The following is a 12,388-nucleotide window of genomic DNA, read 5'->3' as shown; positions in this document are numbered from 1 at the left end:
TGGTATTTTTCTCACATTGTTAAGAAAAAATAACTTTTTACAGACGGTTACAGCCGTTCTCCCGTCTTCGCCTTCCCAGACGTCGATTCTACGCCAGCATTAATCAGAATAAAATTACCGCTGGCCACTTTGCACATTGTGACCCTCCCCGCTTTTACGGCATAACAGAGAACACCCAAAAGCGGACAATTTATCCCCTTATTTTGACCGCCCAATAATAAAAAGAATGCGAGGGACACTATGCAACCCAATTTCATCCCCGCCGGCCTTGCGCCGGCTCTTTGTCTTTCTATCGCAGCGTTGACCGGATGCAGTAGCGACACCACTGGCGGCGACAGCTCCAGCGGCGCTAACTTCCCCGACAACGCAAAATTCATCAGCGCCGACGGCGACATCACCATTGCAATCAAGACCGCTTTCATCACCGCGCAGTCCGGCGATTATCTGGTGCTGCCAGAGGGGCGTCTGCAAATCACCGACACCCTGACCCTGGACGGCGATCCCGACGGCGACGGCGCATCATTGCAGAATATCACCATCGCCGGGTACGGCATGGATAAGACCATTCTGGACTTTTCCGGCTCTCTGGGCGGCGACGGCATATTCATTCAGAATATGAAGGACATTACTGTCCGCAACCTTGCCGTGGAGGAGGCCGCCAACAACGGCATCAAACTGAAGGACTCCGACGGCATTCGCCTGCAGTACACCCGCACCGAGTGGAAAGGAGAATTAAACTCGGACAACGGCGCCTACGGCCTGTACCCCGTGGAATGCTCCAACATCCTGATCGAAGACTCCTATGTGCGCGGTTCGGCGGACGCCGGCGTTTATGTCGGACAGTCCAGCAATATCGTAGTGCGTCGCAATATCGCCAAAGAAAACGTGGCGGGAATTGAGATTGAAAACTCCCACAACGCGGACGTTTACAACAATGTGGCGGAAGGCAACACCGGCGGCATCCTGGTGTTCGATCTTCCCATCGGCAACCACAAATACGGCTCCACCGTACGTGTGTTCAATAACATCATTCGCGATAACAATACCGACAACTTCGCCAACGCCAGCAGCAATCCCGCCGGCGTGCATATCGTGCCTCCCGGCACTGGCGTGATCGTGCTGTCCACGGCTGATGTGGAGGTTTATAACAACGCTATCAGCAATCACGACACCACGTCCGTCACCGTCTCCTCATTCTTCATCGCCGCCAGTCAGACAGAGATGGCGCAATATGTCATGGACGGCATCATGAACGATGGCTGGCGCTCCGTTCCTCGCAATATCTCCATTCACGACAACAGCATCAGCGACTCTGGCGCCAACCCGCGAGGCGATTTAATACAGGGTGTGCTCCCCGCATTTCAGGCCATTGGGGAGACCACCCTGCCCAGCGTGTTGTATGACGGCTTCGGGGAACTACTGGCCCGCGCAGGCTATGGCGCGCCGTTTTCAGAAGATCCGTTCGCTGCGGACGGATCGGAGAACATCTGCGTTTTCAACAATGGCGACGCTACCAAGGGTTTCCTCTATAACCCGGACCCAACCACCTTTACTGACGCAAACCCCGCCGACGGCGAGCCAGACGCCACCACAGGAGTCGGAGCCAGTCTGCTGGTCTGCGACCTGGACCGACTGCCCGCCGCCACCGCCACGGTCGCCGGCAAGGTATACGGATGCGGCCTGGATGACGCCCATGCGGCTTGCAGCCTGTGATGAGACACCAAGGCTAGACACATCAGTAATGAGTTGAGGCGCTTATGCAAAACAATAAAAAAGCCGCTATTTGTGGCGGCGTGCTGTGGATAATGGCCGGAGTGATCGCCGGCTGCAGCAGCGGTGGAGACGGGTCCGCCGATGGCGGCGGAACCACCGCCAAGGAAGCGGGAGTATGCGGCGAAAGCGGCGATGGGGTGAACTGGAGCGCGCTGGCTTCCACCAATTGCCGCTACTTGTCTAGCTATCGTCTGTTCAGCGGCGCGGACCCCACGCAAACCACAGGCGGTTCGGGCGTTATATATGATCTCGCCAGCCCCCTGTTTACGGATTATGCGAGCAAATACCGCGTAGTGTATGTTCCTGAAGGTAAACAAGCCCAATACAGCGAACAGGAAGTCATTGATTTCCCCGAAGGAACTGTCATAACCAAAACTTTCGCGCTACCGGCGGATACGGCCAACCGCGGTCTGGAAAATGAGCGGCTACTGGAAACCCGTCTATTGATCCGTCGCGCCAGCGGCTGGGTGGCCCTGCCCTACATCTGGGACGTCAACAAAGAAGACGCGGAACTGAGCGTGGCTGGGGGAAATTACGCTGCAACGGTGGTGCATAACGGGGTGCAGCATAACTTCACTTATCAGGTTCCCGACACTAATAAGTGCAAGCAATGCCATCAGTTCAAGACGGAGTCCGGCTCCCGCTTTGTTCCGCTGGGCCCCAAAGCGCGTCAGCTTAACTGGATTTACACTTACGCCGACGGCGCCGCCAACCAGCTCGCCTATTGGAAACAGAAAGGCATTCTTTCCGGCCTGCCGGATGATCTTTCCAGCATAGACAGCGTCCCCAGCTATAGCGACGCCGACGCCTCCAATCTGGCGGGCTATTCCGACGATCAGATTCATCGCCTGGCGAAAGGCTATCTGGACATTAACTGCGCGCATTGCCACCGTCCTGAAGGCGGCGCGTCGAACACCGGTCTCAGCCTGGAGTTCTGGCGCAGCTTCGCGGACTACCAAAGTCAGCACGGCGTTTGTAAACAGCCCGTGGCTTACGGCGGCGGCGCATTGAGTTACGACATTGAGCCGGGATCGCCGGACGCCTCCATCATCAACTTCAGAATGGCGACCGACCAGCCTGGCGACAAGATGCCGGAAATCGGCCGGCAGCTTGTGCATCAGGAAGGACAGGCGCTGATATATGAGTGGATCGCGCGGATGGCGACCAACGACTGCGTAGATTAACCCCTTGCGTGCGTCGATAATTCAGGTTACAAACTGACAACAGGCTGCACATGCGCGGCAAACGACAAAAAATTTTATAAAATCAGTCGCTAAACCAGTTTTTGCGACACCCTAGACGCTAAACCGAACGGACTGCCCCCGGGGGCAGTCCCAGCCATTTCTTGAACGCATGCCGAAAGTTGGCGACCTCCGTAAACCCCAGCCTGTCTGCGATATCGTCCACCGCCAGTTCTTCTTCCTGTAACAGCGCAATCGCCTGCTGGCACCTTATTCGATTGAGCAGTCGCTGATAATTGATCCCCGCCGCCGCCAGCCGACGCCTCAACGTGCGTGGACTCATATTCAGTCGTCCGGCGATTTCCGGCAGTTCAGGAAAGCCGCGACTGGCGTAAAGCATGTCGCTGATGCGCTGCACCAGACTGGTTTCATCCCAGGCGGTGAACTGCAGATAGGTCGGCTGCTCCTGCATCGGCGTTGTGTCGGGTAAACGCACCCGCACCGGCTCCTCCAGCAAGCGCACGTCAAACGCCCATTCGATGAAGGATTGCGAAAAACGCAAATGATCGCCGAACACCAGACGATATACTTTTTGGTCCGTCGGCGGTTCTCGTGTAAAAGACACATAGCGCAAGGGGAAATCGAACCCCGCCACCTCTCTGGCGACCGTGAAGAAAGCGGCGATACAAATCTCCATCAGAAAATCGAGGGTCTCGTGATCCAGACCGCTGACGTTGTAATGCCGCACCACCACCTGGTCGCCCTGCAAGGTCAGTGATTTATCCATTACTACGCCGAGCTGATCATAGTTGCGCTCCACCATCACCAGAGCTTCGCCCAGTGTTCGGCAAGTCGCCACCTGTACGCCGATTTCTCCCAGACTGGCCAACGTATAGGACTGCCCGATGGCGCATCCCAAACCAGGCGTGGCGTATCGCCCGCGCACCAAATCCAGCGTTTGCAGCAATGTATGAGTGGGCATGGAAGGCTCTTCCCATAAGCGCTCCCAATCCAGTCCCACCTGCTTCAAAACAGATTCCACGAACTCGACGTCCCCCCATTCCTCCAGGCACGCCAGGATATTACGTAACTCATAACTGGGATAAGGCTGGTCGCCGATCACCGACTGCGTGAAAAATCCCTGCTCCAACTCCTTAGATATTGCATTCACAGTATCCCTGCCCCCTTCCATTGTTGTTTTCGATAGCTTTTAAAAACCTATCGCGGCGGCTGAATACTGAATGTCCGCAATACTGCAGGTTATAACCGGCCAGACGCAGGCCGATAAAAACAGTTAACTGAACGTTATTCAGAAGAGATCATGCACCCAGGCCATGAATCCAGGCAAAGCTTTTTAGCGGAGGGTGGGAGAATTGCGACCTGGGTCAAATCAATCGATGACGCTACAGAAGCTGGAGAGTAAGCCGCCCCTTCGTGGGGCGGCAGTATCAAGAGGTTTAAGACCTGATTAACAGACTGGCTATTTGCTGTCTACGGGACGTTCAGTTTTACTGATTAATTTACCCTCGTCATCGTAGACGAACTCAGTCACTTTCTCTGGCTCAGTGATTTTCGTGGGTAAACGGAAAGTTGGATGCCACTCGGTCAGAATAACGCGCTCATACGGCATCCCTTTCGCCTCAACGCGTTTGACTTCAAGCCCACGATCGATGTGGTCGTAGTCGGTGATAAGACCGTTCTTGTCCGTCACCGTATCCAGATATCCATTTACGTCATAGGTGTAAAGCGCTTCAGAGGCAGCGCAACTGCTGGACGCGTCGCCATCCACTCGAACTACTTTGCGAACGCCATAAATAGTTTCAAAGAAGTATGTGGTTTGCTTGTCCTGATCACGGGTGACAGTGACGGAATCGTCTTCGTTATATACAATGGTATAGCTATCCGAGCCATCTCCAGACACAGCGGATTTCGTTCTTCCCTGCTCGTCATACGTCCATGTTGCTATCGACCTGTCAGAGCCGTCAGTTACGCCTGTAATGTGATGAGAGTATTTGGCGTTTTCATAGTGGTAACGTTTCAAAAGCACAGGAGGCGCTTCAGCATTGTCCTTACGAGAAACCGTCACAAAGTTAATTTTTGCGTCAAACTCGTATACAAACTCTTGTCCATTGGGAGCAACTAAGGAACTCAACAAAGCGCCTTGATAGAAGAGTTGCAGTTTCTTCCCGTTTGTAGCGGCGATTTCCTGCACGAGATCGGTTTTAGGATAATAAGACAGCGTTATCTCTTCCCCGGTAGCATTGCTAACGGACAAAAGTCTTCCAGTATTGTCATAAATCTCAACCAGACCATCTCGCTTCACTTCCCACATGTTTAGCCCGGAGTCGCCCTTGAAAAGACGCAAGCTAACATTGACATCAGGATCGCTCACCCAATTATCGCCATCCTGAGTGAATGAATACGCTTGCCCCTCGTCTGAAACGACTTCTGCGATCTTTACCTTGTTAACATCCCGATAATTGACCCGTCTGGAGTATGCGTGACGCCATCCTGACACGGTGTTGATATCCGCGTAGGCCTGGCTTGAGTACATACGGGAGAAAAACAGCAAGGAGTTATCGGCATCCAGATAGTCCGCTTCTCGCAAGAATGTTTCACCAACGCCCAGACTGACTGAGTCAGCCACTGTCGGGCAACTGTTGGGGCGATTCTTATCTAGTATCACGCCGTCCGCTTTACACATTGAACCCAGTTCGACATAACCACTTGGGCAGGCAGGCGTACCATATATATTGACGCCGCCATGGCAATCCAAGGCCAATTTGGCGTTGGCGACAATATTGCCGCTCGCCTTAGATTTTAATAAGTAAACACAGTTCAGCTTGCCATAAGGTTTTACTTTATAGTGGCGAGAATAAAGCTCCCACCAGATATTCAATGCTTCCTGAATCGTATCGCCTTTGGTAATACCAAGCCCGGTGGACGTATAGTATGGAGGATAAACTTTCGGCGTCACATCAATATCATGGATGGCGGGATCAGCCAGCGCGCTGAATGAAAACGCAGTCATGGCGGCCAATGCGGACTTTTGCAGTAGAGACACATTCTTCAGTGACTTATTATCTACTTTAGCAATCATATATTTTCCTTAAACTACACCTTGTCAAAGGCTCAGGGACGGAGGAGACCTTCATGGCTGACAACGAGCGAGTTACGTCTCTGGGAGACTGATTCGTCGTCAATCAATAGGTCCGGGTTACAACGGGGAAAAGTTAAATGACAGGCAGGTGCGCCTGTTATAGATAAATTAAAAACGGAATGACTGACAGCCTGATATTAAAATTGGTTTGGCGTATTTCCATGCTATTCCCTGGCCTCCTGATTAATGGCCGTTCAGCTAAGAAGAGTCAATAAGAAACAATCCGTCTCATTTAACGAACTGTATGCAGAGTTATAGTATTAGATTAATTTTTTTCAATGCCGCAATCAACTTACATTTTCCATGTAGAGGCGACAAAAATGCAATTTAATATCGCATCTATGCCCCTTACTAATTAATCAATACCAACTTACATAAAATAACAAATGTTCGCCGAATAGTGCTTTCCAGTATGTGCAACACAATAAAGGTCTTTCACACATTATCACACCGCCACTCTTGGCCCTAAGCGGCGATTGCTCTATCATGCGCGGCCCTTCTGTTTATTTCCTGGACAATGCTGTGATTAGTACTGCGAACATTACGATGCAATTCGGCTCCCGGCCGCTGTTTGAAAACGTCTCCGTCAAGTTCTCCCCCGGCGGCCGCTACGGCCTGATCGGCGCTAATGGTTGCGGGAAGTCGACGTTTATGAAAATCCTCGGCGGCGATCTGAGCCCGACCGCCGGCGTGGTTTCCATTGAGCCGAACGCCCGCGTAGGTAAATTGCGTCAGGATCAGTTCGCGTACGAAAACTATTCTGTCATCGACACGGTCATCATGGGTTATCCCGAGCTGTGGGAAGTAAAGCGTGAGCGGGATCGCATCTACAGCCTGCCGGAAATGAGCGACGAGGACGGCATGAAAGTCGCCGACCTGGAAGGCGCCTTCGCAGAAATGGATGGTTATACCGCCGAGTCCCGCGCGGGCGAATTGTTGATTGGCGTCGGCATTCCCGTCGAACAACACTATGGGCTGATGAGCGCCGTCGCTCCCGGCTGGAAGTTACGGGTTCTGTTGGCGCAAGCGCTGTTTTCGGACCCAGACGTTCTGTTGCTCGATGAGCCGACCAACAACCTGGACATCAACACCATCCGCTGGCTGGAAGATGTGTTGAACGCCAGAAACAGCACCATGATCATCATTTCTCACGATCGTCACTTCCTGAACAGCGTGTGTACGCACATGGCGGATGTGGATTACGGCGAGATTCGCCTCTACCCCGGCAACTACGACCAGTACATGGCCGCCTCAACTCTGGCGCGCTCACAGCTGCTGGCTGAGAATGAGAAGAAGCAAGCGCAGCTGGACGATCTGGCGCAGTTTGTCGCCCGCTTCTCCGCAAACGCTTCTAAAGCCAAGCAGGCGACGTCCCGCGCTCGTCAGATGGAGAAAATCCAACTGGCGGAAGTTAAGGCTTCCAGCCGGGTTAACCCCTATATCCGCTTCAACCAGGAGAAGAAACTGTTCCGCCTGGCGCTGGAAGTGGAAGGTCTCAGCAAAGGCTATGAAGATCTCAGCCTGTTTAAAAAGCTGGATATGATGGTTGAAGTCGGCGAAAAAGTAGCGGTTCTGGGCGCCAACGGCGCAGGTAAAACCACACTGATGCGCTGCCTGATGAACGAAGTCGAACCGGACGCGGGCATCGTGAAATGGTCGGAAGGCGCGTCGATTGGTTACTACGCGCAGGACCACGCCGCCGATTTCGCTGAGGACATGAGCTTATTCGAATGGATGAGCCAATGGCGTCAGCCCAAAGATGACGATCAGGTGATTCGCGGCATCCTGGGACAACTGCTGTTTTCAGGCGACGAGATCAAGAAGTCCGTCACCAAAATTTCCGGGGGCGAACAGGGCCGCATGTTGTTTGGCAAAATCATGCTGCAACGTCCCAACATTATCGTCATGGACGAGCCCACCAACCACTTGGACATGGAATCCATCGAATCCCTCAACCTCTCTCTGGAGAAATTCGAAGGCACCGTCATTTTCGTCAGCCACGACCGCGAATTCGTCTCCTCACTCGCCACGCGAATCATCGACATCACACCAAACAGCGTGATCAATTTCGCCGGCACTTATGATGAATACCTTCGCTCTCAGGGCATGGACGTTTAAGTCAAAAAGAAAGGGGTCGAAATTTGTTTCGACCCCTTTTGAATTTGACCCACGCAAGCCTTTCCTGATTAACCCGCTCTGACAAGAAACAGCTGACTCTCATAGCTCAACTCAATATTTATATGTTCTACTGATTCAACAACGCATGCAGCCACTCTCGTGCATATTGAAGCCCAATTAATCCATGCCCAAGACAAGCGTTCATCGATCCATGTTATCCAGGATGCAAGTAACCATCGCGGTGGTTTTCACCTGCCTCGCGTTGATCGCCGCCGCCCACAGCATACACGCGTTATTTTTTGACGAGAGTTTGGGCGCCGCCAAGAGCATATGGAGCAATTTACTGCTGACAGAAGGATTTCTGATCCTATCCGCTTTATTCGCGTCCAACACCAGATCGGTCGTAGCAAGGCCTGTTTTTTACATCCTGACTTTGCCAGCATTGCTGGTTGGAGTCCCATTGTTATTAACCTTGGCGGTGATGGCGATCGGCGTTTACTTCTAAGCCGTAGGCGCCCATTCACGCTTCCGTCATCAGACAAGAGTCTGTGCAAACCAATATTTTAGACCTCCACATACAATACGTTAAAACCGATATATTTACATAAATACCACATATCGTTTTTCTTAATTGATTCACATCAATTCGTTTTTTATATAACCCCATATTTTTAATTTTTCGTCATTTATTTTCAGCGACTCGTAGAAAATACGATAGGCGGAGTTATTTTCCCTTCTTACAATGCGCGCCGTTGCAGTTAATGGGTTTTATATATTCTAAGATTTTTTCAATCAGACTATATTCTGCTCATTTATTGCCAGATTATTTCAATATATGGAAATTAAAATTACAGGTTAGAGGTAACAATGAGATTAATTAAACTGGTTCTGCTTTCATGTCTTTGTATTTTCACTCTGCCCGCTTTTGCGGAAGGTAAAACCGATGCGTTGATCTGCACCATGGATATCAACGTCTGGGGCAACGCCAGTATCTGCCAGTGCCCTGAAGACCAGGTGTACAGCGAAGTCACCGGCACCTGCCTGACTCAAACTGCCTACAACGACCTTGGCAGACAAGGCCGTTATCCTCAGATCTGCACCCGCGATCTGGGCGCCTGGGGCGCTCCCAGCCACTGCTCTTGCGAGGAAGGCCGCGTTTACTCTGAAGAAAGCGGCGCTTGCGTAACTGACGTAACACCTAACATCGTCACGCTGAGCGGCAAACTGGTTGTCACCAAACCCGCCAAAGACATTCGTTTCGCCGATATCAGCCTGCGTACGCCAGAAGGCGGCAATTACCTGCTGAACTTCAGCATCAATCAACAGGACGCGATGAAGCTGGACGGTTTGTGGGTGGAAATCGTGGGTGAGCAAGTTTATCTGCGCGAAGGTTCCATGAACTCTCAAGCAGGCACTTTAATCACAGTACAAGACATTTACTGGCTGGATTAATGTTTAGATCCGGACAGGATCTATAAGATGGAAAAAGCAGAGTCGATGATATTCGTCTCTGCTTTTTTGTATTCGCACCTGACTGCTTACCAGCATCCAGAATGGCCTCATTATGACAAGTGGAAATATATATTAAAAAAGAGATTAATCACCAATAAAAGCAGCTATATTTCTTCCATAAAGTCTTCAATGACTTCAGGGCTTAATTCCATAATCGCTTCAGCCAATGCAGCCTGGCCATGTACGACGGCCATCACGGCGGCTAATACTCTCACGCCAACTTCATCTTTCGGTTTCGCCTTGGCGGCGAGACCCGGCAACATGGCGATGGCGTTATGATAGCCCTCTTCCAGTTCCGCCGACATCTCAGGCCCGTGACCATGAAGCCGGGTGATTTCTATCGATACGGGCAACAGGAAGAAGTCTATCGGCGCGTCTTGAGGGTTCCGGCTCAGGATATCGACAATATGAGGAACCGCCGCGTAGGACGCAGTGTATACATCTCCCTGATGACACAACGCATTCCAAAGTGAAAAGTAGGGTTCGGATTCAAAGGTGTCCGACGGCGGCATTTTCGCCAGTTCCTGCAACATATCCGGGATATCCCCCGCTTCGCCGAATGCGTGCGATAACTGCGCCCATCGTTCCCGATTCAATTCCAGCATGATATTCCCCCTCCGGCGCCACCGCCTTTGCGACGCGAATTGTTTTTACCGTATCGGGCCCAGGTTTCGCCACGAGCCTACGGTATTTCTCTTATCACTCTAGCCGGATTTCCCGCGATCACCACATTATTCCCAAAGCTTTTGCTCACCACCGCGCCGGAGGCGATGACCACGTTATCGCCCAAGGTGACGCCCGGGTTAATCGTAGCCTGTCCGCCAATCCAGCAGTTGTGGCCGATGGTGACGGGCAAGGCGTATTCTTTACCACTGTTGCGCTCCACAGGATCGATAGGGTGCGTGGCGGTGTAGATGCCGACCTGAGGTGCAATCAGGCAGTTATCGCCAATGCGCACCTCCGCCACATCCAGAATCACACAGCCGAAGTTAGCGTAAAAGTTTTCCCCCACATGGATATGGCGGCCATAATCACAGTTGAAAGAAGACTCGATGAAAATGTTCTCCCCAGTGGTCCCAAACAACTCCTTGACCAGACGCCTGCGCGCATCCGGCTCCACTGCACTGGTGGCGTTCAGTTGCTCCGTCAACAAGCGTGCGCTCAGGCGCATTTCCACCAGTTCAGGATCAGTCGGGTCGTAGAGCTGACCCGCCAGCATTTTCATCTTTTCCGACATAGGGATTCCTTGAATTACCGTTCCAGGCGCATCGCGGCCTGTGTAAAAGAGAATCCACTATATCGGACAAATTCGTTAGATAGGAGCCCTGCGGCAACAGGGTTAATGATCAATCCGGTATCTCAGGCTCCACCAGTCTCGCCAGATGTTCCAGAGACTCCTGCCACCCCAAATAGCAGGCTTCCACTGGAATCATTTCCGGGATGCCTTCCTGGGTAATGTGCAGCTCACAGCCGCAGGAGACTTGTCTCAGGGTAACCGTGGTCTGCATCTCGCCAGGCAGATTGGAATCGTCAAAAGACGCGGTATAGCGGATACGCTCATGGGGAACCAGCTCATGATAAACCCCGCCAAAAGAGTGGCTATGTCCGGTGGAAAAATTGGTGAAGGACATCCTGTATCCACCGCCTACCTTGGCGTCCATGCCATGCACCTTACCGACAAACCCATTCGGCGGCAGCCACCTGGCCATCGCCTCTGGATCAAGAAAAGCGCGATAGATTTTTTCAGGCGTCGTACGCAGCACGCGGTGCAGACGGACGGTGTTTCCAGACATAATTATCCCTCCTTGAAGCTTTTGATGCTTATGACCGTCGTATTAACTCATTCGCCTCTTACCAGAGCCTATGAGATAAACCAAGTATATCTAGTCAGAGCGTAACAATTTGGCCAATTTCTTGGCTATTGGCTCACGCGCCGCCTTTGTTTTAAACACTGTTGGTATATGCCTCAAAAAGTGACCCCACTTATAAGCATCAACTTTCCTTTCATTACTGCTTATAAAGCGGTGCAGATCATGCGCAGACTCTTGATTAAACGCCCACAAGACATTACCCCGATACTCAATTGAATAGTATGCATCACCCGGCCAGCTCAGGTTATGATGCCGATTCAAATGGCAGTTTCCGCAGAATATTGACCCCATGTCCGTACCATGGTCGCGGACAAGAAATTTTGAATGGGACCAGTCATCAGATTCATAGCCTTTTGGTAGCTCAGTAATGGCATTCACCGAACCGCCATGCATACCGGCATAATAAATCGCCGCATGCCATTTATGGCCGCAACCATCTGTAAATTGCCGGTATTCGAACGCATTATTTTGTTGGAAGAAGGCAACCTCTTCCTTCTTTCTGATTCGAACCACTTCAGCAAACTCAAATTGAGCTTTATCGCCACATTCAGGACAACAGATATCCACGACATGAGGCATTGGGTTCCACTCATACAAACTTGTCAATCTCGCCTCCTCATACTTCTGCGTTATGTCTGAAAAACGCAAGAAATCACAGGTTAGAACTTACCCGGGAATCAGTACAGAGTGAAGAGGGGCTCTATAAATCGATCAGCATTCAATGCGCTGGATATCTGCCTCTAAGCGATATCCAGCGCATCAAGTCTGAGTAG

The 12,388-nt window shown here is 51.6% G+C and carries 11 protein-coding genes; 5 read left to right on the top strand and 6 right to left on the bottom strand.

Annotation, left to right across the window (positions count from 1 at the left end; genetic code table 11):
• The first annotated feature begins 240 nt into the window (after positions 1 to 240).
• Both O5O45_RS08220 and O5O45_RS08215 read left to right on the top strand, forming a co-directional pair.
• Positions 241 to 1,713 (top strand): parallel beta-helix domain-containing protein, encoded by a 1,473-nt coding sequence (locus O5O45_RS08220; RefSeq protein WP_305904734.1) that lies wholly within the window; start codon positions 241 to 243, stop codon positions 1,711 to 1,713.
• A gap of 44 nt (positions 1,714 to 1,757) precedes the next feature.
• Positions 1,758 to 2,957, top strand: coding sequence for an SO2930 family diheme c-type cytochrome (locus tag O5O45_RS08215; RefSeq protein WP_305904733.1), 1,200 nt, complete (start codon positions 1,758 to 1,760; stop codon positions 2,955 to 2,957).
• A gap of 118 nt (positions 2,958 to 3,075) precedes the next feature.
• On the opposite strand, the gene O5O45_RS08210 is transcribed toward O5O45_RS08215, so the two are convergent.
• Complete coding sequence (locus tag O5O45_RS08210; protein WP_305904732.1) at positions 3,076 to 4,125, bottom strand: AraC family transcriptional regulator; 1,050 nt, start codon at positions 4,123 to 4,125, stop codon at positions 3,076 to 3,078.
• Between the two features lie 309 nt (positions 4,126 to 4,434).
• The gene (locus O5O45_RS08205) at positions 4,435 to 6,054 is read right to left on the bottom strand and encodes an RHS repeat domain-containing protein (protein ID WP_305904731.1); all 1,620 of its coding nucleotides are present in this window, start codon (positions 6,052 to 6,054) and stop codon (positions 4,435 to 4,437) included.
• Positions 6,055 to 6,636: 582 nt separating this feature from the next.
• Here O5O45_RS08205 and O5O45_RS08200 point away from each other — a divergent pair.
• The 3 genes from O5O45_RS08200 (at position 6,637) to O5O45_RS08190 (ending at position 9,684) form a co-directional block, all read left to right on the top strand.
• The gene (locus O5O45_RS08200) at positions 6,637 to 8,232 is read left to right on the top strand and encodes an ABC-F family ATPase (RefSeq protein ID WP_305904730.1); all 1,596 of its coding nucleotides are present in this window, start codon (positions 6,637 to 6,639) and stop codon (positions 8,230 to 8,232) included.
• A gap of 223 nt (positions 8,233 to 8,455) precedes the next feature.
• Positions 8,456 to 8,737 carry a hypothetical protein gene (locus tag O5O45_RS08195; protein WP_305904729.1) on the top strand — a complete coding sequence of 94 codons (282 nt, stop codon included), beginning with the start codon at positions 8,456 to 8,458 and terminating at the stop codon, positions 8,735 to 8,737.
• Positions 8,738 to 9,099: 362 nt separating this feature from the next.
• Positions 9,100 to 9,684: a hypothetical protein gene (locus tag O5O45_RS08190; RefSeq protein WP_305904728.1), complete on the top strand. Its 585-nt coding sequence runs from the start codon at positions 9,100 to 9,102 to the stop codon at positions 9,682 to 9,684.
• Positions 9,685 to 9,848: 164 nt separating this feature from the next.
• Here O5O45_RS08190 and O5O45_RS08185 read toward each other — a convergent pair whose 3' ends face one another.
• The 4 genes from O5O45_RS08185 to O5O45_RS08170 form a co-directional block, all read right to left on the bottom strand.
• Complete coding sequence (locus O5O45_RS08185) at positions 9,849 to 10,349, bottom strand: hypothetical protein (RefSeq protein ID WP_305904727.1); 501 nt, start codon at positions 10,347 to 10,349, stop codon at positions 9,849 to 9,851.
• Between the two features lie 77 nt (positions 10,350 to 10,426).
• Positions 10,427 to 10,981 carry a sugar O-acetyltransferase gene (locus tag O5O45_RS08180; protein ID WP_305904726.1) on the bottom strand — a complete coding sequence of 185 codons (555 nt, stop codon included), beginning with the start codon at positions 10,979 to 10,981 and terminating at the stop codon, positions 10,427 to 10,429.
• A 109-nt stretch (positions 10,982 to 11,090) separates the two neighbouring features.
• On the bottom strand, positions 11,091 to 11,537 hold the full coding sequence (locus O5O45_RS08175) for an SRPBCC family protein (RefSeq protein ID WP_305904725.1): 447 nt from the start codon (positions 11,535 to 11,537) through the stop codon (positions 11,091 to 11,093).
• Between the two features lie 90 nt (positions 11,538 to 11,627).
• Positions 11,628 to 12,221, bottom strand: a complete 594-nt coding sequence (locus tag O5O45_RS08170; protein ID WP_305904724.1) for a hypothetical protein — start codon at positions 12,219 to 12,221, stop codon at positions 11,628 to 11,630.
• Positions 12,222 to 12,388: the final 167 nt, after the last annotated feature.

The sequence above is a fragment of the Hahella sp. HNIBRBA332 genome, assembly GCF_030719035.1.
GTDB lineage: Bacteria > Pseudomonadota > Gammaproteobacteria > Pseudomonadales > Oleiphilaceae > Hahella.
Note: the sequence above shows the minus strand (reverse complement) of the source record. Positions and strands in the feature narration are given on the sequence as shown.

Coding starts and splice junctions, on each gene's coding strand:
- O5O45_RS08205 (WP_305904731.1), bottom strand. CDS start 6,054: ATGATTGCTAAAGTAGATAATAAGTCACTGAAGAATGTGTCTCTACTG.
- O5O45_RS08190 (WP_305904728.1), top strand. CDS start 9,100: ATGAGATTAATTAAACTGGTTCTGCTTTCATGTCTTTGTATTTTCACT.
- O5O45_RS08220 (WP_305904734.1), top strand. CDS start 241: ATGCAACCCAATTTCATCCCCGCCGGCCTTGCGCCGGCTCTTTGTCTT.
- O5O45_RS08195 (WP_305904729.1), top strand. CDS start 8,456: ATGCAAGTAACCATCGCGGTGGTTTTCACCTGCCTCGCGTTGATCGCC.
- O5O45_RS08215 (WP_305904733.1), top strand. CDS start 1,758: ATGCAAAACAATAAAAAAGCCGCTATTTGTGGCGGCGTGCTGTGGATA.
- O5O45_RS08185 (WP_305904727.1), bottom strand. CDS start 10,349: ATGCTGGAATTGAATCGGGAACGATGGGCGCAGTTATCGCACGCATTC.
- O5O45_RS08180 (WP_305904726.1), bottom strand. CDS start 10,981: ATGTCGGAAAAGATGAAAATGCTGGCGGGTCAGCTCTACGACCCGACT.
- O5O45_RS08175 (WP_305904725.1), bottom strand. CDS start 11,537: ATGTCTGGAAACACCGTCCGTCTGCACCGCGTGCTGCGTACGACGCCT.